Origin of the sequence: Gephyromycinifex aptenodytis (assembly GCF_012277275.1) — a bacterium.
In the GTDB taxonomy this organism is placed as follows: Bacteria; Actinomycetota; Actinomycetes; order Actinomycetales; family Dermatophilaceae; genus Gephyromycinifex; species Gephyromycinifex aptenodytis.
In genome coordinates this window covers 2,976,790-3,001,271 of record NZ_CP051155.1, presented here as the reverse complement: position 1 = coordinate 3,001,271, position 24,482 = coordinate 2,976,790, and the positions used below count along the sequence as shown (strand labels likewise).

20 protein-coding genes are annotated in these 24,482 nt (G+C 67.7%); 10 read left to right on the top strand and 10 right to left on the bottom strand.

Annotated features, from left to right (window positions below; all coding sequences use genetic code 11):
• The first annotated feature begins 613 nt into the window (after positions 1–613).
• Together G9V96_RS12950 and G9V96_RS12945 are read left to right on the top strand one after the other, a co-directional pair.
• Entirely contained in the window at positions 614–1,981 is a 1,368-nt protein-coding gene (locus G9V96_RS12950; protein WP_168583399.1) for an AAA family ATPase, read from the top strand.
• On the top strand, positions 1,981–2,448 hold the full coding sequence (locus tag G9V96_RS12945) for a hypothetical protein (RefSeq protein WP_210424411.1): 468 nt from the start codon (positions 1,981–1,983) through the stop codon (positions 2,446–2,448). The genes G9V96_RS12950 and G9V96_RS12945 overlap by 1 nt, the downstream gene beginning before the upstream one ends.
• A 960-nt stretch (positions 2,449–3,408) precedes the next feature.
• Here G9V96_RS12945 and G9V96_RS12940 read toward each other — a convergent pair.
• The gene (locus G9V96_RS12940) at positions 3,409–4,866 is read right to left on the bottom strand and encodes a serine/threonine-protein kinase (RefSeq protein WP_168583398.1); all 1,458 of its coding nucleotides are present in this window, start codon (positions 4,864–4,866) and stop codon (positions 3,409–3,411) included.
• A gap of 783 nt (positions 4,867–5,649) precedes the next feature.
• On the opposite strand from G9V96_RS12940, the gene rocD reads away from it, so the two are divergent.
• Entirely contained in the window at positions 5,650–6,897 is a 1,248-nt protein-coding gene (rocD, locus tag G9V96_RS12935; RefSeq protein ID WP_168583397.1) for an ornithine--oxo-acid transaminase, read from the top strand.
• Here the strand turns inward: rocD and G9V96_RS12930 are convergent.
• Positions 6,845–8,473 carry a hypothetical protein gene (locus G9V96_RS12930; protein ID WP_168583396.1) on the bottom strand — a complete coding sequence of 543 codons (1,629 nt, stop codon included), beginning with the start codon at positions 8,471–8,473 and terminating at the stop codon, positions 6,845–6,847. The two genes, rocD and G9V96_RS12930, sit on opposite strands and share 53 nt — an antisense overlap.
• Before the next feature lie 146 nt (positions 8,474–8,619).
• Between G9V96_RS12930 and G9V96_RS12925 the strand changes: the two genes are divergently transcribed.
• Together G9V96_RS12925 and G9V96_RS12920 are read left to right on the top strand one after the other, a co-directional pair.
• Positions 8,620–9,798, top strand: a complete 1,179-nt coding sequence (locus G9V96_RS12925) for a nucleotide sugar dehydrogenase (RefSeq protein WP_168583395.1) — start codon at positions 8,620–8,622, stop codon at positions 9,796–9,798.
• A 411-nt stretch (positions 9,799–10,209) separates the two neighbouring features.
• Positions 10,210–10,941, top strand: coding sequence for a hypothetical protein (locus G9V96_RS12920; protein WP_168583394.1), 732 nt, complete (start codon positions 10,210–10,212; stop codon positions 10,939–10,941).
• Positions 10,942–11,718: 777 nt separating this feature from the next.
• On the opposite strand, the gene purE is transcribed toward G9V96_RS12920, so the two are convergent.
• On the bottom strand, positions 11,719–12,240 hold the full coding sequence (gene purE / locus G9V96_RS12915; RefSeq protein WP_168583393.1) for a 5-(carboxyamino)imidazole ribonucleotide mutase: 522 nt from the start codon (positions 12,238–12,240) through the stop codon (positions 11,719–11,721).
• A gap of 67 nt (positions 12,241–12,307) precedes the next feature.
• Positions 12,308–13,522, bottom strand: coding sequence for a 5-(carboxyamino)imidazole ribonucleotide synthase (locus tag G9V96_RS12910; RefSeq protein WP_226913316.1), 1,215 nt, complete (start codon positions 13,520–13,522; stop codon positions 12,308–12,310).
• Between the two features lie 156 nt (positions 13,523–13,678).
• Here G9V96_RS12910 and G9V96_RS12905 point away from each other — a divergent pair, with 156 nt between their 5' ends.
• A complete protein-coding gene (locus G9V96_RS12905; protein ID WP_168583391.1) occupies positions 13,679–14,245 on the top strand; it encodes a GtrA family protein in 567 nt (188 codons plus the stop codon).
• A gap of 74 nt (positions 14,246–14,319) precedes the next feature.
• Here G9V96_RS12905 and G9V96_RS12900 read toward each other — a convergent pair whose 3' ends face one another.
• The 5 genes from G9V96_RS12900 to G9V96_RS12880 form a co-directional block, all read right to left on the bottom strand.
• The gene (locus tag G9V96_RS12900) at positions 14,320–15,309 is read right to left on the bottom strand and encodes a sensor histidine kinase (RefSeq protein WP_226913315.1); all 990 of its coding nucleotides are present in this window, start codon (positions 15,307–15,309) and stop codon (positions 14,320–14,322) included.
• Between the two features lie 3 nt (positions 15,310–15,312).
• On the bottom strand, positions 15,313–15,996 hold the full coding sequence (locus G9V96_RS12895; protein ID WP_168583390.1) for a response regulator transcription factor: 684 nt from the start codon (positions 15,994–15,996) through the stop codon (positions 15,313–15,315).
• Between the two features lie 281 nt (positions 15,997–16,277).
• Complete coding sequence (locus G9V96_RS12890; RefSeq protein WP_168583389.1) at positions 16,278–17,072, bottom strand: enoyl-CoA hydratase/isomerase family protein; 795 nt, start codon at positions 17,070–17,072, stop codon at positions 16,278–16,280.
• Positions 17,073–17,129: 57 nt separating this feature from the next.
• Complete coding sequence (locus G9V96_RS12885) at positions 17,130–18,326, bottom strand: adenylate/guanylate cyclase domain-containing protein (RefSeq protein ID WP_168583388.1); 1,197 nt, start codon at positions 18,324–18,326, stop codon at positions 17,130–17,132.
• Between the two features lie 7 nt (positions 18,327–18,333).
• A complete protein-coding gene (locus tag G9V96_RS12880; RefSeq protein ID WP_168583387.1) occupies positions 18,334–19,173 on the bottom strand; it encodes a biotin--[acetyl-CoA-carboxylase] ligase in 840 nt (279 codons plus the stop codon).
• 23 nt (positions 19,174–19,196) lie between these two features.
• Between G9V96_RS12880 and G9V96_RS12875 the strand changes: the two genes are divergently transcribed.
• From G9V96_RS12875 to G9V96_RS12860, 4 genes are all read left to right on the top strand, one after another.
• Positions 19,197–20,813 (top strand): acyl-CoA carboxylase subunit beta, encoded by a 1,617-nt coding sequence (locus G9V96_RS12875; RefSeq protein ID WP_168583386.1) that lies wholly within the window; start codon positions 19,197–19,199, stop codon positions 20,811–20,813.
• Between the two features lie 25 nt (positions 20,814–20,838).
• Entirely contained in the window at positions 20,839–21,045 is a 207-nt protein-coding gene (locus tag G9V96_RS12870) for an acyl-CoA carboxylase subunit epsilon (protein WP_168583385.1), read from the top strand.
• 209 nt (positions 21,046–21,254) lie between these two features.
• The gene (locus G9V96_RS12865) at positions 21,255–22,919 is read left to right on the top strand and encodes a DUF885 domain-containing protein (RefSeq protein WP_168583384.1); all 1,665 of its coding nucleotides are present in this window, start codon (positions 21,255–21,257) and stop codon (positions 22,917–22,919) included.
• Positions 22,920–23,027: 108 nt separating this feature from the next.
• A complete protein-coding gene (locus G9V96_RS12860; protein ID WP_404861421.1) occupies positions 23,028–23,687 on the top strand; it encodes a Maf family protein in 660 nt (219 codons plus the stop codon).
• Here the strand turns inward: G9V96_RS12860 and G9V96_RS12855 are convergent.
• A complete protein-coding gene (locus G9V96_RS12855) occupies positions 23,674–24,471 on the bottom strand; it encodes an enoyl-CoA hydratase (RefSeq protein ID WP_210424410.1) in 798 nt (265 codons plus the stop codon). The genes G9V96_RS12860 and G9V96_RS12855 overlap by 14 nt on opposite strands.
• Positions 24,472–24,482 lie beyond the last annotated feature (11 nt).

Below are 24,482 nucleotides of genomic sequence, written 5' to 3'. Positions count from 1 at the left end.
CCACGTCGCTGCGCGGGCCCGCGCCCGCAAGTTCGGCCTACTCCAGCACCCCCGACCGAACTAGGTGAGATTCACCGTCATCACCGGCTACCCCACCCACCGGTGACAACCCGCCGCACCTGGGCGGACAAGGAAGCATGGCCGCGCCCAGTCGGGTCACGCGCGGACAACGCCGCAAAGAAGTCCCTTTCGTCCTTCCCTGGCCAATCGTCCTGAAATGGTCGCGATGGGAAGACCTAACAGGACCCGTGCCGCACCCTCGCTACCTGGATCAAGGCCACACCGACCACCGCGCCCGAAACCGTGGGCCTCCAGCAAGCCCGGACATGCACTTGTTCGGAGGCGGGAGGTTCACCGCCGCGTCAGCTCTGCATGATCCAACGGGAGGCGCTGACCTAAAGGGCGGCCTACCGAGCCCCGTTCAAGGGCCCAGCTGTGCCACTCTTGGGATGAGGCTTTCAGCAACCAGACGAAGTACCCGAAAGCGTGCCTAGGCTCCGCTGCTTCACCCGGCATCTGTTCCGCATCGTGGTCGCCAACCTCAACGAACGATCAACAGGCGTCCAGCTGAATCGGCCTTGCCTCGCGGCCACCGCTTCACTAGGAGGAACTCATGTCTGTGGCACGACTGACCGAACTGCGTCTCGATGCCTTCAAGTCTTTCCGCGGCGCAACGCTCCCGCTGAGTGGGGCAACCATCCTCACCGGGCGCAATTCGAGTGGTAAATCCAATGCTCTCGACGGTCTCGAGGTGTTGGCACGGTTGGCCAGCGGCGAGGACATCGGCGATGCCCTGGACGGCCGCAAACGCGAGAGCGGGGCTATCCGCGGCGGGTCGGCTGGGTGCCCACCCCACGGCGAGGATGCGTTCGCACTCGGTTGCACCGTAGTCCTTGATGAGGACGAATACGTCTACACCGTGCGCATCGCCGTTGCACCGGAGGTCCGTGTCGTGGAGGAGCGCCTAGAAGGACCTGCCGTCAAGGTGAAGAGCGGAAAGAGCAGCCAAGGCGTGCTATTTCATTCCACGCTTGCCAGCGACAGATCGCCCGGAATCAACGTAGAGATCCATAACGGCAAGCGGGGCCCGAAACCCAGCACCACGCTACGTGACAACCGACTGGCACTCTCGCAGATACACCTCGCTATCGCAGGCAAGAACAGCGCCGAGGGCTCGGTGCTGCGAGGGGCTGAAGCTGTCTCTGCCGCGCTTCGGGGCGTTTTTCATCTCGACCCTGTTCCACACCTTATGCGCGATTTCGTACCCGCCCGCGACACCGACCTACGCCGCACCGGACAGAACCTGTCCGCAGCTCTCTACAACCTGAAGGAGGATGACCCTGATGCTTTCCAACGCGTAGTCGAGCTCCTTCGCAATATCGCCGACGACCGCGTCGAAGGGGTCACCTTTGTGCGCTCCGATCTCGAAGACGTAATGGTCGCGCTGAACGAGGTGCGCGGACTCACAAGCCAGGGGGAACGCACCCCGGCCCGGGAGATGAGCGACGGCATCCTCAGATTCATGGCCGTCGCGACGGCTCTGCTCAGCGCCGAACACGGATTAGACATCGACGACAAAACAAATGTAGGCGGGCTCTCTTCCCAGGACGACAACGTACGCGGGGGGGTTCTTGTGGTGCTCGAAGAACTGGAGAACGGGCTTCACCCCTCCCAGGCCCGTCGCGTTCTCGACCTGGTGCGCGAAAGCGCCCAGCATCCTCGCACCGGCGTGCTCATAACCACCCACAGCCCAGCGCTCCTTGACGCAGCCGAGGGGAACTTGAACGAGAGCGTGGTCGTCTGCCACCGGGAGCCCGACACCGGCTACAGCACACTGACGCGGCTAACTGACCTGCCCGGCTACGCCGCAGCCCTTGCCCAAAACACCCTGGGAAATGCCATCACGGGCGGGCATTTGACGGACGCAACTGAGCCCAGCGTGGACACCAGCGAATTCGAACGCCTTCTCGGGATCGCCTGATGAGCCCGATCGCCTTCATCGACACCAGTGTCCTGTGCAACCTGATACCGGTCCCGGGCATGGATCAATCATCGGCAGAAATCAAGACGGAACTCAAAGTCCGGTTGGCCGAGGGGTGGCAGTTTATTCTGCCGATCACGTCGGTGATTGAGACCGGCAATCACATCGCCCACTTGTCCGACGGGCGGCTTCGCCGGGCTACCGCCGACACCTTCGTCAAAATTATGCAACTCGTCCAACAGGGCAAGGCACCTTGGCTACTCCACGACGTGCCCTGGGACGCCGACTTCCTGAAACTGTTGCTCGCAGGCGCTGACACCGGATCGGGCTATGTGGACAACGCCACCCGGGGTGTGGGCGCCGGGGACCTATGCATTCTCACTGAGCGGCTCACCTACCAGGCACGCAGCGGTATTCGCGCAGAGATCTGGAGCATCGACAGTGACCTCACGGCGCACAGCGCCTAACACGAACTGTTCGCAGCTCTTATGGTGCACGCATCCGGGTCGACGGCGGGGCTACCCAGCGCCACAGCCCCTCCATTCAGGCGTGCTTCCGGCGCCAAGACACCCACACCAAGAACCGAACCCGCGCCCCCGCTCCCGAGCGCGGCTTCGGGTGACGGGCTGACGTGCCGTCGTCGACAAAGCCACCAACGGCGGGCCGCAAGGCGACAGGAAGCAAACCGCACCCAGCTCACCTGCCAAAGCGTGCTATCGGCTCGTTGGATGTCCCACGGTCCGAACCCGCCGGATTCGGATCGTCACCTCGGTCACGGACGGTAGCGATGCGCAGATACGGCTCGGCGTCGTACATGAACGGGTACGCCGGCCGCCTGTGCTGGACGGGTCAGCCGACACGCGGACAGGTGTCCCCCGCAGGATCAGCGCCGCAATTCCCTACTCATAGTTTCTCCGCCGACAGTGCCAAAACAGCGGCCCTGCACCCTGCACTGTTCTGCTGACGCGCGTCTCCCTCCGCCTTTGGGCCCGCAATATTCCCGCCGGCTCAAAACGCGCCTCCGGTCAGCGGGCGCGCGTTCGCGCCCGTGCTGGCGCTGCGAGTGACTGTCGTGCTGCTGGTGGTGCCGCCGTCACCCCCGGCGCCGCCGGAGGCTGGGGTGATTGGACTGGCTGGGGCAGCGGACGAGGTAGCCGAAGTCGTCGAGGTCGCCGTGGGGCGGGGCGTTGGCGGGACCGGGGTATGGCTGGGCCGCTGCGGCGCGTCGCTGGGGGTGGAGGCGGGCGCGCTCGCGTCACTCGGCGCACTCGGCACCCGCGACGGCTCAGCCGCGGAGGAACCGACAACGTCGCCGGGGGTTCCTGCGCTCTGGCCGCCCGTGGTTGTCGTAGCACCGGTCGGGCCTGCACCCGCCAGGCTGCCAATCTCCACACCGGGGCGCATGCCGCCGCCAGCTGCCGGGCCAGTTACCTGCCCATGCGCTGCCCCGGCGTTGCCGAACCCGGGGCGGGCGGGATGAGACCGGAGGGGGGACGCACCCGGCCGTCCGGACCGACGATCACGGTGGGCCGCGAATCCGGTGACGGCAGCGCCGCCCCACCAGGAGGCTGCGCCGGGCCCGCGCCCGGCTGCGGTCCCGGCTGTGCCGCCGCCCCCGACGGCTGCGCGCCACCGGCGGGCACCCTCGCCTGCGACGACGCCGGTGCGGGGGCCGGTTCCTCCGCCGTGGCCGAGTCGCCGCCGCCGCCCAGGATGTACGTCAACGCCAACCCGGTACACACCACCAACCCGCCCACCGCAGCCAATACGCCCTTGGACAGCCGAGCAGAAGACACCTCACCCCAAGGGTCCTCGGGCACCGAAGCCGCGCTGTCACCGACCCAGACGTGAGCCTGCCCGGGGTGCGGGCGACGTGTATGCGGGTAGTCGGTGTGGGAGGCGGCGAGCCCCGCCGCCACAAACCCCGCCGTCCCAGGCGTAGGCGCCCCAGGCGCGGCAACCCCGGCCGCAGGCGCGTCCTGCCCGCTGCAAACCCCCGGGGAGGTCGGCTGCGTCGGTGGCCCCACCTGCCGGGCCACCGGGAAGGGAGTCAACAACTGCACCGCGGCAGGTTCGTCCTGCACCTGCTCGGCGATGTGGGCCAACCGTTTCGAGAGCGCCGCGGCCGAGCTGGGCCGGCGCTGCGGGGACTTGGCCAACAGGGAAACGATGATGTCCCATAACGGCTCTGGGATGCCCGGCGGGCGGGCAGGCAGCTCGTAGGCGTGCGCCTGCAGCGCCGCCATCGTCGAACGACCCGCGAACGGGGTTATCCCGCAACACATCTCATACATCATGACGCCGAGGGCGTACAGGTCACAGGAAGCGTCGCCGCTGCCGCCCAACGCCACCTCAGGGGCCACGTACTGCGGGGTGCCGACCATCATCGTGCAGCGGGCGGCCCCATCGAGCAGGCGGGCAATTCCGAAGTCCATCAGCATTGCCTGCCCGGTGTAGGCGTCGATGATGACGTTCTCCGGTTTGACGTCGCGGTGCACCACCCCGATTGCGTGCGCCGCCCCCAACGCCGCCGCCAGTTGCGAACCCCAGGCGGCGACCTCGGCTGGCGCCAACGTCCCGCGCGAGCGCAGCACCGCACGCAACTGCGAACCCTCGATCAAGTCCATGACGATCGCCAACGTGTCGCCCTCGACGACCAGGTCGTGCACGCCCACCACGTTGGGGTGGCGCACCGAGGCCAACACGGCGCGTTCCTTGACGAACCGTTCCACGACGGCATGGTCGGTGGCCAGGTCCTCACGCAGCACCTTGATCGCCCACTCGGCGCCGTCGCGGTCGCGGCCCGCCCACACCTGCCCGAACGAACCCCGCCCTAAAACCGCCTCGACGACGTACCGGCTGCCGATCTGCCCGTGAACACTCATGAAGCTCCGCCTGTAGAACCGTCGGCGCCCACCGCGTGAGCCCGCCCCCCACTCACCGACGTGACCAGCGCAGGCAAAGCGGCCGATCACGAACCCTGAGGAACGTGCGCCACGATACTCCGAGACGGTCGAGCGGCCCGCTGGCCTGAACGGCGAATCAGCCTCGCCGAGCGGACCTTCGACCAAAGGCCCAGACAGGGCGCGGCGCAGACGAGCGGGTGCACGCGACTGTCGCCGGCGGTGGCAGTGTTCCCGCTCAGGCCGATACCCGCAGGCTGTGGCCGATGCGACTCCGTTCGGCGGGCCCGGGGGCCGACGCCGCAGCAGGTGCGGGCTGAGAAGCCAGTCTGATAGTGCGCGGCATCACCCGGACCGGGTCACTAGAGCGGGCCGATCAGGCGCACAGGCGTCCCGGCCTCACCCTTTCTCGGCGCAGTCGTGCGGGGCCGTGTCTGCGCCGGCCCACCGGCGCCATCTCGGCGCGGAACTCGGGCTGGGCGAACGGTGCCCCGTCCTGGGGGTGAGGCGCGTCACTCGTGTCCAGCATCACTCGGTGACCACCGCCAGCCAGCTCTTGCGCCGAAGCCGCACAGCGTCCACGTCCCGATGACCCTGTGGCCCTGCCCTTTGACCGCTACCGGGCCCGACCTGCGCCCTTGCACCGAACGGCTTCGGACCCGGGCCTCAGGCCGAGCCCGCCGTTGCCGGTAGTAGCGCGGTTGAAGGATCTCGGGGGCTTGAGCGACGGTGAAATGCATCACCGATCCCCCTTATGGTGTGCCCATGACGACCATCCGTGCCGATCTGGCCACCGCTGACCCCCAAGACTTCATCGACCAAGAGAACGCTGCTACAGCGCACAACTACTCGCCGCTGCCGGTAGTTGTGGCGCAGAGTGAGGGCGCGCACGTCACTGACGTGGCCGGGCGCACCTACATCGACGCGCTGGCCGGATATTCCGCGCTCAACTTCGGGCACTGCCACCCCAAACTGATCGAAGCCGCCAAGGCGCAGCTCGACCGGGTGACGCTCGTTTCGCGGGCGTTCTACAACGACCAGCTCGGCCCCTTCTGCGAAGCGCTGGCCAAGCTGGCCGGTAAAGAGGTCGTGCTGCCGATGAACACCGGCGCCGAAGCCGTCGAGACGGCCGTCAAGATCGCCCGCAAGTGGGGCTATGACGTCAAGGGCGTCCCCGACGGTCAAGCACGCATCATCGTCATGGACGGCAACTTCCACGGCCGCACCACCACGGTCATCTCCTTCTCCACCGATGAGACCGCCCGCAGCGGGTTCGGCCCCTACACCCCCGGCTTCGACATCGTCACCTACGGCGACCTGGACGCGGTATGTGAGGCCATGACCGATGAGACCGTCGCGGTGCTCGTCGAACCGATCCAGGGCGAGGGCGGCGTGATCATTCCGCCGGAGGGCTTCCTGCCCGGCCTGCGCGAGCTGTGCACCGAGCGCAACGTGCTGATGATCGCCGACGAGATCCAGTCGGGTCTGGGCCGCACCGGCACCACCTTCGCGTGCGACGTCGAAGGCGTCGTTCCCGACATGTACACCCTGGGCAAGGCCCTCGGCGGCGGCATCATGCCCGTCTCGGCAGTGGTCGCCAACGCCGACATCATGAACGTCATCACCAAGGGCACCCACGGCTCGACCTTCGGCGGTAACCCGCTGGCAGCCGCGATCGGGCACACCGTGGTGGACATGCTGGCCACCGGCGAGTACCAGCAGATGGCTCGCGAGCGCGGTCAGCAGCTCAGCGAAGGCCTCAACACCCTCATCGGGCAGGGCGTGCTCGCCGTGCGCTGCCGCGGCCTGTGGGCCGGCATCGACATCGACCCCACGCTGATGACCGGACGCGAAGCCTGCCTAATGCTGGCCGAAGAGGGTGTGCTCGCCAAGGACACCCACGGCTCGACGCTGCGGCTGGCGCCGCCGTTGACGATCACCGCCGAGCAGATCGAGGAGATCATCGAGGCGCTGCGCCGGGTGCTGAAGCGCGCGCACACGACCGAGGGCTGATCGCCTCGCCCGCCGGAGCGAGCACCTGCACCTGATAGCCCAGAACGTGGCGGAAACTGAAAAGGTGCCGGTAATCGCTTGGCTGCACGCCGAGCTGATCCCAGATCGCCGCGATGCGGCGGGGACTGTCCGGAGCGTAGAGAATCCGGGCCTGGCCCAAACGCTGGCAGCTCTCCAACGACAGCGCGTACCCGGCAGCCTCTGCGCTGCCGGGGTACCCGCCGATCAGCCAAGCACTGCCGAGCGGTTTCCCTCCGAGCGCATAGATGTAACCCGGCGAGGCACCGGTGGTGTCCAGCATCGGCGCTCCGGCCAACCCGTGCCGGGCCCCGGCTGCCAATAGCGCCTCGGTGGCGGCGGCGTCCTGCGGTTCTAGTTCGACGCGGGCGCCGCCGCGGGTCGCCGTCGTCAGCACGGCTTCAGTTCCCCGGGAGGGATAGCGGTAGCTGTACTCACCGCTGGTGAGCACGATCAGGGCCACCACCCCCATCGCGGCAGCCACCGCCGCCGCGCGACGCGGCGGTGGCACCGCCAGGAGTAGAGCCGCGATCCAGAACCCCGACAGGCGTCCCATCGAAGTCCAGTAGTTGACATTGGTGCCGAACACCACCGCCGCCGGGGCCAGGATCAGGCACACGGCCACCACACCGCGGGGACGCCCCATCCGCTTCCAGCGCCAGGCCACACCGGCCAGCGCCGTCGCCGCCATCAGCAGGCACACCTGCAACGCCACCGGAGCGGCCTGGCCCAGCACGGCCTGCCCCGCCGCGTTCGGCATCAGCGGGTCGAGCCGCAGCAGGTGCTCATGCCCGCCCAGTAGCCGCGCCGAGCGCACGCCCTGCCCCACGGTGCGCGCCAACAGCAGCGGCGAGACGCCGCTGAGAGCGAGTAGCCCGGCCGCGCTCAGCGCCACCCCCAACCCGGCCGCCAGCAACGCCCGCAGCCGGTCGCCGGCGCTCAACAGCAGCGCGAACCCGGCCAGCAGGGCGAGCGCCGCCGCAGCGGTCGGTTTACCCAGGAACGCGACCCCGCCACCGATGCCGACCAGCAGCCAGCCGTCCAGTTGGCGCGGCTCGCCTTTGGCGCTGGCGCCCAGCGGCACCGCGAGCGCGAGCCCGGTCAGGGTGAGCAGCCCGCCCCAGAACGCGACTGTGTTGTAGCTGGGGGTCATCGGGAACAGGGTGAGCGCAAGCACCCCGGCACCGCAGGCAGCCACCCCCATCGCAGCCGCGTGCCACAGTCGGGACCGCCGCGTCGCCTCCTGTCGCGACAGCCCGGTGCCGGCCAAGCGCCAATCCACAACGGCGACAAGCACGGCCACCAGCACGCAACACAGGATCATCGCGAGGCGGCGCAGCGCGACGATGTCGCCGCCCAGCCCCAGATAGGCCGGGTGCAGCAGATAACCGGCCAAAAACGTGGTCGCCCGATCCGAACTCGGGTCGGCCATGAGCAGCAGGTAGAGGCCCTCATCGGTGCGGTCCAGCCCGTAACCGGCTCGCTGCCAGGTCAGCGCGATGACCACAGTCGACAACACGCCCGCCAACGCGATCCACCAGCTCTGCGCGCGTCGCACCGACACCTCCGATAAGGGCCACTGCTGGCCGAAACTCGTTGCGAGCCTAACTAATCCGATCACCGAAAGCGCCGCGAGAGGGCTGCGGCGGCGGGCCGAAGGGGCGCATTTCAATCCTTCCGGCCTGCGGAACTAGAGTGGACTTTATGAAGATCGCCGTCGCTGGACTGGGCTATGTCGGACTCGCCAACGCCGTCATCCTCGCGCAAGAACATGAGGTTGTCGCTGTAGATGTGGACCCGGACCGGGCCACCGCCATCAACGAGCGTCGCTCGCCGATCGCTGACCCCGATATCGAGGAATACCTGGAGCACCGCACCCTGTCGCTGCGTGCCACCACCGAACCCGAAGAGGGCTACCGCGACGCCGACTTCGTCATCATTGCCACCCCGACCAACTACGACGCCGAACTCAACTTCTTCGACACCAGCAGCGTCGACTCGGTACTGAGCACCGTGGCCCGAATCGCCCCCAACGCCACCGTGGTCATCAAGTCGACGATCCCGGTCGGCTACACCGCCAGCACCCGAGAGAAGCACCCCGAGCAGCGCATCCTGTTCTCTCCCGAGTTCCTGCGTGAGGGTCGCGCCCTGTACGACAACCTGCACCCCTCCCGGATCGTCGTCGGCTCCGGCGGCCCGCAAGACGCCCAGCAGGCGCAACAGTTCGCCGACCTGCTCAAGGCGGGCAGTCTCGACCCGCACACCCCCGTGGTACTGACCGGCACCACCGAGGCGGAGGCGATCAAGCTGTTCGCCAACACCTACCTGGCGATGCGCGTGGCGTACTTCAACGAGCTCGACACCTACGCAGCCCGGCACGGCCTGGACACCCGCCAGATCATCGAAGGCGTCGGCTTGGACCCGCGCATCGGCAGCCACTACAACAACCCGAGCTTCGGCTACGGCGGCTACTGCCTGCCCAAGGACACCAAGCAACTGCTGGCCAACTACGACACGGTGCCGCAAACCCTGATCAAGGCCATCGTGGAGTCCAACACCACCCGCAAGGACTACATCGCCGCCGACGTGGTGGAGCGCAAACCAGAGGTCGTCGGCATCTACCGGTTGACGATGAAGACCGGTTCGGACAACTTCCGCTCCTCATCCATCCAAGGGATCATGAAGCGGATCAAGGCCAAGGGCATCCCGGTGATCGTCTACGAGCCCGCGCTGGAAGCCGATGAGTTCTTCCGCTCCGAGGTGGTCCGTGACCTGGAGGAGTTCAAGTCGCGCTCCGATGTCATCATCGCCAACCGGCGCAGCCCCGAGCTGGACGACGTGGCCGACAAGATCTACACCCGCGACCTCTTCGGCTCGGACTGACCCGGACCCAGCACCGCATTACTGTGACGCCTGACACATTCGGCGGCGACAGTAACGCTGCGACCTGGTCTTTGGCAACGCAAGACGACTGTCTACAACATTCGTCCAAGTCAGCTGTAACGGAGCCCCGGCGCCAGACGATGTTGTAGATGAACGGCACGACGAGTCGGGGGAACGCACACAGCTCGTCGGGCCGTTGGGGGGATCGCTCGGTGAGTGGCTGGGGGAAGCCGCACATCGTAGGTGACGGGCTGGGGAGCCCGGATCCGAAGGGCGGGTGGTTCTCGCACCTGCAAGCCACCCTCCCGCCCGAAAAATAACCCTGTTGCTGGGCGCCGGTTCGGAGTAATTTGGCCGTATCAGAACGCGGGAAACTGCCGCGGCCACGCGGCGTCACCAGGGGGAGACATCATGACGCTTCGTTCCATCACCATGCTCACAGCAGCCCTGATGGTTGCTGGATCCACTACCGCCGGCACTGCCCGAGCTGCCGAGGCCACCAGCACCGCCACGACCCAACCCACCACGACATCACGCGCGTCCGCGCCCGTCACCGCTCGAGTAGACATCGACGGCGACAAGCGCCGGGACACCGTGAGGCTGACCCAGCTCGCCTCGACGCGCAGCTGGCACCGATTCGTCCTGTCCGTCCGAACGGCTGCGGGGCGCACCGACACGATGCGCATCGCGGTGCCGAACCAGACCAGCGTGAAGCCCTCCGACCTGTGGTGGGGGACCGCACACGCCGACGGCGTCCGGGGCGCCGAGATCCTGCTCGATCTGAGCGGCAACCTGGGCGACGCCCCCTACCCGCACATGTACACCTGGCGCCGGGGCCGGATCGCCTCAGCACCCGCCCCCGAAAAAGCCGCGCCCGGCCAGCAGTCCAACTACTGGGCGATCATCGCGCAGCCGTTCCAGTACTCCGGCTACACGTTCTCCTCCCGTAACGGCGCGCGCACCGTGACCTGGAACCGCACCACCCCCGGCGCCACCCCTGAGCCACGCCGTTACTCCGGCACGAGCACCACCTACCGCTGGACCTCGGCCGGGTGGCGCAAGGTCTCCACGAAGCCGCTGCGCGGCCTGAGCGAGGACAGCGCCTTCCGCCTCGCCGATTGGCACGGCATCACCTGGCGCTGAGTCCGGCACGCGCTGCTTTCGGCACGTCCCTGGGTTGTTATGGATCCGTAACCCATGTCGTGCTGTGCGCGCGACCTGATCGGCCGTACTGAGCAGGTGAACGACCCGCAGATGCATCGGATGCAGACTCTCGGGCCGCACGGAAGCGAAACCACGCCGCAGATGGGTGCGGCTGATCACGGATGATCCCTCGGGAGGACACGATGGAACTTTCTGCGCCTGCGTCGAATGATCGGACGCAACGGCCGGATCACCTGGCCAGGCGAGGCAACTGAGCCTCACACCTACTGCCGCGGCGGCGTGAGACACCGCTGCGGCCAGCGCGCGGTCTCCTCAGGCAGGGGAAACGACCGTGCGCAGCAGCGGTGTGGGGTCGTGCCTCGGCCGACCCCACACCGTACTTCTCCCCCACCCGGCTACACCTGAAAGTCACACCTGAACAGGGGACGCCCGGCGACGCTTCGAGGTTCCAAGCCCCTGCCAAGGCGGGCGCACTAAGCGCTCAGAGCGAGAGTCCCCGCGTCTGCCTCGAAACGACAACCGACCCCTGCCACAGTGCCGGTTATCTACCGCGTCGCCGGGCTACACCTCCAACACAGAAGAGGGATTCTGTGTCCTCCTCACGGTGGGTGCCCTGCACTACTAACATCGTCCAACCGAGACCCGATTGCACCCCGTGATCGCCTGGCTATGGCCAGGATTCGGTAAAGTCGCGCCGCTGAAAACGCCCTTATCGCTCAAATCGGACAAGGTGGTCCGCTAGTCGCCAAAAAGCGCTCAGCACTGCGCTTCTCGCAGCCGACGCCCCTTCTCCTTGGCCTGGTCGCGAAGCTCGCCCTGGAAGGCCACCATCCGCTCCCGAACCGCCACGCCCTGGGCGGTGGCGGCGGCCCCGATGATCCGAGCCGCGAGCAGGCCGGCGTTGCGCGCCCCACCGATGGAGACCGTGGCCACCGGCACCCCGGCCGGCATCTGCACGATCGACAGCAACGAGTCCATACCGTCCAGGTACTTCAGCGGCACCGGGACCCCGATGACCGGCAAGGGCGTCACCGAAGCGAGCATCCCCGGCAGGTGCGCCGCTCCCCCAGCGCCGGCGACGATGACCTGCAGCCCGCGATCAGCCGCCTGGGAGCCGTACTCGATCATCTCAGTGGGCATTCGGTGCGCCGAGACGACGTCCACCTCGTAGCGGATGTCGAACTCCTCCAGCGCGAGCGCCGCCTGCTCCATGACAGGCCAGTCGCTGTCACTGCCCATGACGATGCCGACAGCCGGCCCCGCAGAACTCTGCGTCATGACGGAACACCCTTCTCGAAAATGTGACGGCTCACCAACGCGGCGAAACCCGAACCTGTTGGCGTGGTTATTCGCTGATCGTGCCCTGCAGGTAGCCCGCCGCATGCCCGGCGCGTTCGCGCAGCGCGGCCAGGTCATCCCCGCAGACCGTGACATGCCCGATCTTGCGACCGGGGCGAACCTGCTTGCCGTACAAGTGCATCCGCAGACCGGGGTCGCGGGCGAGCAGGTGTTTGTAGGTGGGGTAGAGCTGAGCATGTTCCGGCTGCGTTCCGCCGAGCACATTGCCCATCACCGTCCACGGCGCCCGAGCGCTCGGATCCCCCAAGGGCAGGTCCAACACGGCGCGCAAGTGCTGCTCGAACTGGCTCGTCACCGCCCCGTCGATGCTCCAGTGACCACTGTTGTGCGGACGCATCGCCAGTTCGTTGACCACATACGTAGGTTGCCCGTCGGCGCCGCGGACCTCGAACATCTCGGCAGCCATCACGCCGGTGACTCCGAGTTCCCCGGCAATGCGCAGCGTCGCCTCGGTGAGTGTGGCGGCCAGGTCGGGGTCCAGATCGGGCGCGGGGGCCAGCACCTCGGTGCAGATGCCCTCGGTTTGCACCGTCTCCACAACCGGCCAGGCGGCGGCCTGCCCCGAGGGGCTGCGGGCGACGAGCACCGCCAACTCGCGGGTGAAGTCCACCATCTCCTCGGCCAGCAGCCCCTGGCTGAGCAGCCCGCCCACGTGCGCGTCATGTTCAGCCCGCTCGATCCAGTCCTGGGCCTGCTGCGCGGACTCGATGACGCGCACACCCTTACCGTCGTAGCCGCCGCGCGGAGTTTTCAGGATCAGCGGCCAGCCGACCTGGGCGCCGAAGTCCGCCAGCTCTGCGAGGGTGCGCACCTGCGCCCACGCCGGACAACGAACCCCGATCTGCTGCAGTCGCGTGCGCATCGCCAGCTTGTCCTGGGCGAAGACCAGCGCCTGCGGTGAGGGTTGCAGGTTCACCCCGTCATCGACCAGCGCCTGCAGCACCGGCGCCGGCACGTGCTCGTGGTCGAAGGTGACGACGTCGCAGTTCTTGGCGAAAGCCCGCACCGCCTCGAGGTCGTCATGGGCGCCTACCGGTGCGTCCGGGATCACCAGTGCAGCAGCGGCGTCCTCGGACTCGGCCAGCACACTCAAGGTCACGCACAATCCCACCGCCGGAGGCGCGCACATCCTGGCCAACTGGCCGCCTCCGATGATGCCGACGACAGGGAAGCCACCCGGGGCGCGCAAAGGGGTTGTCACGCCTGGCAGGTTACCGTGCATGCCCCGAGCGCTCGGCGTGACCGCCGGATCGGCTGGCCACCGGTGAATACGGGCGCGGCAAACGGGCAGCGCGTTCGTAGCGCCAGGCTGACCAACGTATTCTGGTGAGGTTGCTTATCGCCACGAAGGAGACGCATGACGGGCGCTCGGGGAAGCCTGCTGGACTGGGCGCGCCATTGGTGGCATCGGTTGGTGGGCGAGCTGGCGAAGTTCGGGGTCATCGGCGCGATCGCCTTCGTCGTGGACAACGGCGCCTACGCCTTCTTCCAATACGGCTGGTTCGGGCCCTCGGTCGGCCCGCTGTACGGGCACGAAAAGCTCGCCTCGATCGCCGGTTCGCTGGTGGCCACCCTGGTCAGTTGGATCGGCAACCGTTACTGGACCTTCCGCGACAAACGGGCCACCCGCCCGGCCCGCGAACTGACGTTGTTCCTCATCTTCAACGCCATCGGTGCCCTGCTGACCATGGCCTGCGTCGCGTTCGCGATCGACGTCCTGGGGTTGAGCGGACTTGCCTGGGAAACGACGGCACGCAACATCGGCATCGTCCTGGGCACACTCTTCCGCTTCTGGACCTACCGCTCCTACGTGTTCACTAACGAATTGGTCGAGACACAACCCGACGCAGCCGCCCCGGCCGCCGGTGCCGATACCCCCCAAGCGCCCGCAGGCGATCCGCCCGCTCCACGCCCAACACCCTGAACCCGCTCCCGTTCAGCGCGCTGAGGGCACTGCCGCAGCCACACCCGCAAATGGTCGCTGACGACCGCGCAACGTTACTGATCTACTTCGTCCGCGGAGGACATGAACAGCGCGAACACCACCGGCGAGGCCGCCCGCAGCAGGTCGAGACGGCCGCCGTAGCGCTCAGCGAGATCACGCGCCAAGGCCAGCCCCAGGCCGGTGCTGCGGGTGCTCACGGAACGCTCGAAGATGTGCGGCGCCAGCCCCGGCTCAACCCCCGGGCCGGCGTTGCGGACCTCGAGCACCACCGAAGGTCCGGAGCGGCGGGCGTCGATCTCCACGGTGCCGTCGCCGTGCACCAGTGCGTTCTCCAGCAAGGTCGCCAAGATCTGCTGCAACGCCACCGGCGTGGCGATCACCCGCAACCCTCGATCCCCGCTGACCTGCACACTGCGCGACTGCGCCTCGAAAGTCGGCTGCCATTCGCGCTGCAACCCGGCGATGACGGCGTCGACGCTGGTGGGACGCGGGCTCTCGGAGGACCCCTGGCGGGCCCGCGCCAGCAGAGCATCGACGGTGACGTTGAGCCGTTCAACCTGTTCGATCGCCAGCGTCGCCTCTTCTTGGGCGTCCCGCAGGTCTTGGGTCGCGGTGATCTCCTCCAGCCGCATGAGCAACGCCGTCAGCGGCGTGCGCAACTGATGCGAGGCGTCGGAGGCGAAGTCGCGTTCCGTGGACAAGGCCCGTTGCAGGCGGGTGGCGCTACTGGCCAGGGAGGCCGAGACCCGGTCGATCTCCGGCAGGCCGCTGTGCAGTCGTTCCACCGTGGCGATTCCGGCGCCCAATGCCTCGGCTTGGTCAGCGAGCTGCTCCAACGGCACAGCGAAACGCCGCGCCTGGTTACGCGCCAGCAGTACCGCGCCCACCACCGCGAGCAAGGTGAACAACGTGACGTAGGCGATGACCAGGTCGGCTTTTTTGACGTCGACCAGACCCAGACCGAGCGCCAGCAGCGGCGCCCCGAAAACCGCCATCGCGAAGACGACCGTGAACAGGGTCGACCTCAGCAGCGCTCCGTGCACGGTTCAGGCTGCGTCTTCGGGGCGTTCGAACCGGAAACCCACTCCACGAACGGTCGAGATGTAGCGCGGCTTGGCGGCGTCATCGCCGAGCTTGCGACGTAGCACCGAGACGTGCATGTCCAGGGTCTTGGTGGAGCCGAACCACTGCGTCTCCCACACCTCTCGCATGAGCTGCTCACGCGAGACCACCTTGCCCTGCTCGCGCACGAGCACCCTGAGCAGGTCGAACTCTTTGGCGGTGAGCTGCAGTTCGGTGCCGTCGGCGAACACCCGGCGCGCTTGCGTGTCAATGCGGATACCGCCGGCATCCGGGGAGCCGGGCCCGTTGGTGCTGCGGCGCAACAGCGCCCGCACCCGGGCAAGCAACTCGGCCAGCCGGAACGGCTTGGTCACGTAGTCGTCCGCGCCAGCGTCCAGCCCGACAACGGTATCCACCTCGTCGGCGCGCGCCGTGAGCATCAGGACCGGGCCGCTGCGCCCCTCCGCCCGCAGGCGTCGACACACCTCGAGCCCGTCCATGCCCGGGAGACCGATGTCCAGGACGACCAGGTCTGGAGCGTTCTGGGCCTCCCGCAATGCATCGAGCCCATCGCCGCACACCGTGACGTCATATCCTTCGCGCCGCAGCGCTCGGGTCAGAGGTTCGCTGATTGCGGTGTCGTCCTCAGCTAGCAATACGCGCACCATGAGGCCCATCGTAGGGGTCGAACGCCCGACAATTGTTATAGGAGAAGCGAATTCGGAACCGTGTCGGCTTACTGGCCGCTGCGCGCAGACGCCTTGGAGACCTAAATGTGGTCACTTGTAGAGCACCGTGAGACCTCAAGGCGGTGGCGCTGACCGGCAGCTGGGGCGGCAATGGGATGGCACTGGGGTGAGGTTGACGTGCCGTTGGCCCCCCGCTGACCCCAGCAGCGGCAGCCCGTGCGCGCCTGCCCGACGAGCCGCCCAGGCTCGCTGACCTGCAGTTACAGGCCCGGCCAGCGCGGTGCGCGCTTCTCGTTGAAGGCAGCCACACCCTCAGCGCGGTCCGGGGAGAACGCAGTTGCGCGCCAGCAGGTGTCTTCGATCTCCAACCCGGAACGCAGGTCGATGTCGCTGCCCAACCGCATCGCCTTCTTGGCGTTGCGCAATCCGACCGGTGAGTTCTTGGCGATGCCGGCGGCCATCGCCAAGGCGCGCTCGCGCGCCGTGCCGGCCGGTACGACCTCATCCGCCAGGCCGAACTCGCCGGCTTCGACCCCACTGAAGCGAGCGCAGGTGAAGATCATCCGGCTCGCCTTGGACCACCCCAGACGTCGGGTGACCAGTTGAGTGCCCCCGCCGCCGGGGATCACCCCGACCGAGACCTCGGGCAGCCCGAGCGTGGCCTGCTCACCGGCGATGATGATGTCGCAGGACAACGCGATCTCGCAGCCTCCCCCGAGCGCGAAGCCGTCCACGGCCGCCACCGTCGGCATCGGCAGGTCCAAGATGCCGCCGTAAGCCCCACGCGCGATGGGACGCTGGGCGAACAGGTCCGCGTCGGTGAAGCTGTTGCGTTCCTTCAGGTCAGCCCCCACGCAGAACGCCTTGGGGTGGGTGCTGCTCACGACCACACACCGCACGCTGGTGTCGGCCGCCAACTGCGCACAGGCCGAACCGATGGCTTGCGCCATCGCCGTCGAGACCGCGTTCATCGCCGAAGGACGGTCCAACGCCAGCTCGGCGACGTGCCCTTGGTCTCCGTGCCGCGTGATCGTGACGAGCTGGTCCTGGCTCATGTCTAGCTCCTTAACGTCGAGGCGTGTGCTTCAAGGTGTAGCGGGTGGGTGGTGGCCCTATTCGGTTCCGGATCGGGGTTCGCGGGTGAGTACCCGCGGCACTGCGCCCTGTTCGTGCCGGGCACCGGCGGCGCGTTCCAGCGACCACAACCCCGTCATGCCGAGCCCGCGCAGTGGGCGCGAGCGCAACGGGTGCACCGTGAAACCGGTGACGTTCGACAACGCCGCCGCCATCGCGTCGTCCACGACGACAGTGTCGGGGCGGGCCACCTGAGTCAACCGGCTGGCCCGGTTGACGGTGGTGCCGAAGACGTCGCCCAGGTGAGAGACCACCTGCCCGGTGGCCATCCCGATGCGCAGCTGCGGCATCCCCTTGTCTTCGGCGAGAGCCTCCACCAGGTCCAGCGCGATCGCCGCGGCAGGCGCCACGCGGTCGGTGGCGAAGAAGACCTCGTCGCCGATGGTCTTCACCAGCCTCCCGCCGTGCGCGGTGATGACGTCGGCGGCGAGCGCCTCGAAACGGCCCACCAGGTGCGCCAGCTGCGGATCGGACAGCCGGGTGACCAGGGTGGTGAAGTCGACCATGTCGGCGAACCCGACGGTGCGCTGCCCTTCGCCCTCTTCGGCGCCGGCCCGCGCCACCAGTCCCCCGATGGCCGCCGAGAGATGGCGGCGCCAGGCATAGATGACCAGTGGCTCCAACTGGTCGACCACCGCGAGCAGCAGTTCGCTGGCCTGCCGGGCGCTGGCCTCGTCGGCGACGTGGTGCAGCGGGGTCGGCGGCACCGAACCGTCCTCGGCTTCCAGGGAGGCCACGATGTCAGCGACCGGTTCCAGGTCGCTGACCTGGGGGTCACGTTGCTGCATCACCATGTCCAGCACCAGCGAGGACTGCCAGGCGGCCAGGCGATCCGCGGTGCGCGCGATGGCCCTGGTCATCGACAGGGCCATGCCTTCATCCAGCGGCCCGGCGTTGACCAGCCCGACCATGTGCCGCAGCGCCTGGACGTCGCCTTCGGTGAACATCGGCGCTTCGTCACCCACCGCGGGGAAGCCCAGCGCGTGCCAGAACCGTCGAGCGTTGGCCAGCGGGACCCCGGCAGCCTCGGTGACCTCCCGTCGGCGCAGGGTGCGCGGCCTGCCCAACAGTTTCTCTGCGGCGTCCAGCAACGGCTCTACGCGGACCGGCGGCGCGGGTTGCGGCTCGTGGGCAGCCTCGGGACCGAAACCATCCTCCTGCGGGTCTCGGTTCATGGGGGCATCATGCCCTCTCAGCCACCCGAACGTGAACCACATCACCTGCCGCGTATGCCTGAATTCCCTCGGCGCCCGCGATCAACAGCCGCCCGTCCTCGTCGATGTCTGTGACGGTCCCAGTCACGATGACCTCTCCCGGCGTGTGCAGATCGACCTCGGCCCCGATGGTCAGACAAGCCAGGCGGTAGCGACGTCGCACTGCCTCCAGCGCGGGCCCGCCTTGGGACCAGGCCTGGTGCAACTGGGCGAAAGCGCGCGCGACGGCGACGATAACCCCTTCCCGGGCGCCCATCCCCTGCCCGATCTGCAGCGGGTCAAGCCCGGCCAGGTGCAGCGAGGTGGCGGTAGGTACCGGCAGGTCAGCGCGGGGGACGGCCACGTTGATGCCGATCCCGACCACCACCAACGCCTCGGGCTGCATCTCGCACAGAATGCCGCACACCTTGCCCCACTCGGGTTGCGAACCGCCCCGGATCAGAACGTCATTGGGCCATTTCAAACCGACCTCGGTATCGCCGCCGGCCTGTTCGACGACTGCGCTGAGTCCGTCGTGGACGGCCAAGCCTGCCAACAGCGGAAGCCATCCCCAGTCTTGTGGTCGAGGCGGGCACGGCACGGTCATCGACATCGACACCGAAGTCCCAGCCGGCGATACCCACACCCGGGCGTGCCGACCCCGGCCGGACTCTTGTCCCTGCGCGGTCACGATCTCCCAGGGGCGCGGCTGTAGCGCCGCTTCGGCATTCGTCGAGCCGACCACGCCGAGCACCCGCAGCGAGCGCCACGGACCATTCGGTGTGACCAGAGAGTCGAGGAGAGGGGGCGCGGACAGGCTCAAGGGCATGTTCACAAGGCTAGGCTGCCGCCATGAGCGATGCCGTCACCACCGAAGTCAACGCCGACGCCTTGGATATGCACACCACAGCCGGTCGACTGGCCGACTACCGGAGGCGCAATGACGAGGCCGTCCATGCCGGATCCGAACGAGCCGTCGAGAAGCAGCACGCCAAGGGCAAAAAGACCGCCCGGGAACGGATCGAAGCGCTCCTCGACGAAGGCAGCTTCGTCGAACTCGACGGGCTGGCCCGCCACCGATCGACCAACTTCGGCCAGGAGAAGAACCGGCCGTACGGTGACGGCGTGGTCACCGGCTACGGCACCGTGGACCACCGCCCGGTCTGTGTGTTCGCCCAGGACTTCACTGTCTTCGGCGGGTCGCTGGGTGAGGTCTTCGGCGAGAAGATCGTCAAGGTCATGGACCTGGCACTGAAGATCGGCTGCCCCGTCGTCGGCATCAACGACTCCGGTGGCGCCCGCATCCAGGAGGGCGTGGCCTCCCTGGGCCTGTACGGCGAGATCTTCAAACGCAATGTGATGGCCTCGGGCGTGATCCCGCAGATCTCGCTGATCATGGGTCCGTGCGCCGGCGGCGCCGTGTACTCCCCGGCGATCACCGACTTCATCGTCATGGTCGACCAGACCTCGCACATGTTCATCACCGGCCCGGACGTCATCAAGACAGTCACCGGTGAAGACGTCGCCTTCGAGGACCTCGGCGGCGCCCGCAGCCACAACACCAAATCCGGTGTGGCGCACTACATGGCCGACGACGAGGACGACGCCATCGAGTATGTGCGTGAACTGCTGGCCTACCTGCCGCAGAACAACCTCGAAGAAGCGGCCGTCTTCGAGTTCGACGCCGAGCCCGAGATGACTCCGGAGGACGAGGCGCTGGACACCTTCGTCCCGGACTCCCCGAACATGCCCTATGACATGCACACCGTCATCGAGACGGTCGTGGACGAGGCCGTGTTCACCGAGGTGCACGCCCTGTTCGCGCCCAACATCATCTGCGGTTTCGGCCGGGTCGAGGGCCGCAGCGTCGGCATCGTGGCCAACCAGCCGATGCAGTTCGCCGGCACGCTGGACATCGACGCCTCCGAGAAGGCCGCTCGCTTCGTGCGCACCTGCGACGCCTTCCACATCCCGGTGCTCACGTTCGTGGACGTGCCCGGCTTCCTGCCCGGCACCGACCAGGAGTGGAACGGCATCATCCGCCGAGGCGCCAAGCTCATCTACGCCTACGCCGAGGCGACCGTGCCGCTGGTGACCGTCATCACCCGCAAGGCCTACGGTGGCGCCTACGACGTGATGGGGTCCAAGCACCTCGGCGCCGACATCAACCTGGCGTGGCCTTCGGCTCAGATCGCCGTGATGGGCGCCCAGGGTGCGGTCAACATCCTCTACCGCAAGCAGATCCAGAAGGTCATCGAGGAAGGCGGCGACGTCGAGGCGGCCCGCGCCCGCTTCATCGAGGAGTACGAGACCAAGCTGGCCAACCCCTACGTTGCGGCCGAGCGCGGCTACATCGACGCGGTGATCCCGCCCTCGGAGACCCGGGTGCAGGTCATCCGCGCACTGCGGGCGCTGCGCACCAAGCACGAGAAGATGCCCGACAAGAAGCACGGCAACATCCCGCTGTGATCCGCCGCAACCAAGGAGACAACGTATGTCGCAGGAGAGCACTCCCCCGACCTTTACGGTCACCCGCGGCTCAGCAACACCCGAAGAGATCGCGGCCCTGACCACGGTCCTGGCCGCGGTGAACGCTTCGGCCTCATCCGCGGACAGCACGGCGCGGGCCAGCGGTTGGTCCCGCCCCATTCGCCGGATGGTCCGCAGCACCCAATTGGGTGGCGGCTGGGGTAGCCGCTGAGCGGCTGACCCCGCAACCGACGACGGCCAGGCCCCCTCCACACCGGAGGGGGCCTGGCCTTTGTGCGAGGCCCGGACTGGATCGTCGGCGCCTGGCTGCACGCGATTTCGTCGACGTCCGGCATGGCGCCGAGCAGCGTTGTACGCGAACGGGGGTCGGATGTAGCGAATGCCCGGCGGCCCCGAGCAGGACTGGGCTAGCGTCGAAAGATGACCGAACCTCGCGCTATGAGTGACATCGACCGGATCGCGGAGAGCTACGTCGACCAGCTCACCGTTCTCAGCCCGCTGTGCGCCACCCAAGCCGGTATCGGGCAGCCCAGCAGCCAGATCGATGATCTCTCCCCGGACGGTTTCGCGGAACTGTCCGGACTGCGCAGGCGCGCCCTTGCGGAGCTGACCGCCAGTCAGCCCGCGGACGAGGTGGATCGGGTGACCCTGGAGGCGATGCAGGAACGTCTCGGGGTGCAGGAGGAGAAGCACGCCGAGTACCTGGACATGATGACGCTGAACGTCATCGAGTCCCCGCTGCAGGGGGTGCGAGACTCCTTTGATCTGCTGCCCACCGACGATGCCCAGGACTGGGCGCTCATCGCGCAGCGATGCAGCAACGTCCCGCGCGCCTTGGAGCAGTGGGACGCATCGCTGCAGGAGGCGGCCCGTCACGGACGCATCGCCGCGCGACGCCAGATCGAGGCGTGCATCGAGCAAGCACGCGACTTCTCCAGCGCGACGGGGTTCTTCACCCAGCTCGGCGCCCGAGGCGGTGCAACCGACCTCGGTGGGGTCGGCAAGGACCTGGAACGTGGCATCGCCGCGGCCCGGCAGGGGTACGCCGAAACCGCGGAGCGCCTGGGCGCCCTGCTGGACGCGGCCCCAGGCGAAGACGCTGTGGGACGCGAGGTGTATGAGTTGGCGTCACGCTCCTTCCTGGGTGCGCGTATCGACCTGGAGGAGACCTATGCCTGGGGGCAGGAGGAACTGGCCCGGATCACCGAGCAGATGCGCCAGTGCGCGACGCGCATCCTGCCCGGGGCGGGTATCGCCGAGGCGCTGGCGCACCTGGACAACGCGCCCGAATACCGCCTGGTGGGAACTGCCGCGCTGCAGACCTGGATGCAGGAACGCGCCGATGAGGCCATCGAGGCGCTGGCCGACACCCACTTCGACATCCCGGAACCTGCTCGCCGGATCGAATGCTGCATCGCCCCCACCCACAGTGGCGGCATCTACTACACCGCCCCCTCGGAGGACTTCTCTCGCCCGGGGCGGATGTGGTGGGCGGTTCCGGCAGGAGTCACCGAGTTCGGCACCTGGCGCGAGCTGACGACCGTCTACCACGAGGGCGTGCCGGGCCATCACCTGCAGATCGCGCAAACCGTCTTTCGCTCGAACTTGCTGAACCGGTGGCGTCGCCTGCTGGCGTGGACCTCGGGTCATGGTGAGGGCTGGGCGTTGTACGCCGAACGTCTCATGGACGAGCTGGGGTTCTTGGAGGATCCGGGAAACCGGATGGGTTGGCTGGACGGTCAGTCGATGCGGGCTGCCCGGGTGGTGCTCGACATCGGCCTGCACTGCGGTTTCCCCGCCCCGGCAGAGGTCGGGGGCGGCTCTTGGGACTACGACAAGGCTTGGCGTTTCCTCACCGCCCACGCCAACATGCCTGAAGGTTTTCTACGTTTCGAACTGGACCGCTATCTCGGCTGGGCTGGGCAGGCGCCCTCATACAAGGTGGGCGAGCGGTTGTGGCTCCAACTGCGCCAGGACGTGCAGGCCAGACAGGGCGAAGCTTTCGATCTGGCCGCCTTCCACCGTCGCGCGCTGGACATCGGCGGGGTGGGCCTGGACACGCTGCGGGCAGCGGTGCTGCGCTGAACCCGGCATCCCTGTTCGACCCCGAGGCTGGGACAGCGAAGAAATCACCGTCCGGGCGTGGCCGGTTCACGTCGCGCTTCGTTGATCGGGCCCGGGGCTGCGTATCGTGTGAGCGTGATCCCGCTGTGTCTTGCCTCGGCTTCCCCCGCCCGTGCCACCACGCTCACCCGCGCCGGCATCCAACCGATGATCCGTGTCAGCGAGGTCGATGAGCCTGTCGTGCTCGCCGAGGCTGAAGAACGCTTCGGCGTTCTCGAAGCCGAGGACGTAGCCCTCTTCCTCGCCCGCGCTAAGTGCGAGAACGTAGCCAGCGCCTTGGATGAGGAAGAGTGGAGCGGTCTGGTCATCGGCTGCGACTCGGTCCTGGAACTGGATGGACAGGTCCACGGCAAGCCTGCCTCACCGCAGGAGGCGGTCCAACGCTGGCTGGCGATGTCCGGCAAGTCCGGGGTGCTGCACACCGGCCACTGGCTGGTCGATCTACGACACCACGCGGAGTCGGGCAGCGGCGCCACCATCGGCGCCGTCGCCTCGACCACCGTCCACTTCGCGCAGTTGAGCCGCGACGAGATCGAAAGCTACGTCGCTACCGGCGAGCCGATGCACGCAGCAGGAGCTTTCACGATCGACGGCCTGGGTGGGGCATTCGTGGAGCGCATCGATGGCGATCACCACAACGTCGTCGGTATCAGCCTGCCGCTGCTGCGCAGCCTGGCCCGGCAAGCCGGGGTCGGCTGGTTCGACTTGACGAGCCTCAGCAGCCGCTGAAGCGGGCCGGGCGCCGCTCCCGGAAGGCAGCAGCGCCTTCTTCGAAGTCCGCAGAGTGCAGCAGGGCCGACTGTCCGTAGCGTTCCCGCTGGAATGCCTGCGACAGTTCCTGCAGCGTCGCCTCGTTGACGGCGTGCTTCGTCGCTGCGTAAGCCCGCGAGGGGCCCTCTGCGAGCTTGCGGACCAACGTGTCCGTCTCCTCGTCTAACGCCTCCGGGCTGACGACGTGAGAGATCAGGCCCCACGCTTCTGCCTGCGCGGCGTACACCCGCTCCCCCAGCAAAGCCATTCGCATCGCCCGAGGCCGACCGACTGCCGCGGACACCAAAGCGGTGGCCCCGCCATCGGGCATCAGGCCGATGTTGGCGAACGCGAGCAGGAAGAACGCCTTCTCCGAGGCCACGACGAGGTCGGCGGCCAACGCGATGGACACCCCGATCCCGGCGCACGCGCCCTGGACCACACACACCACCGGCAGTGGGGCTTGACGCATCGCCGTGACGACCCCATTGCCGGCGTCGATGGTGGCGGTGGAAGCCTTCTCCCCCTCTTCGGGGCTGAGGTCCGCTCCGGAGCAGAACCCCTTGCCGGCAGCGCGCAGCACGATGGCACGGGCGCCCTCCAGATCGGAAGCGGCCATGATGAGCTGCTCGATGTGGTTCATCATCGGGGCGGTAACGGCGTTCAGTGTTTCCGGCCGGTTCATCGTGATGGTGACGACCCCATCCTCGAACGAGGCAAGCACCGGGCCTTCGGTAATCGGCAACTCAGCGCGCATGTCCATTCTTGACCTCC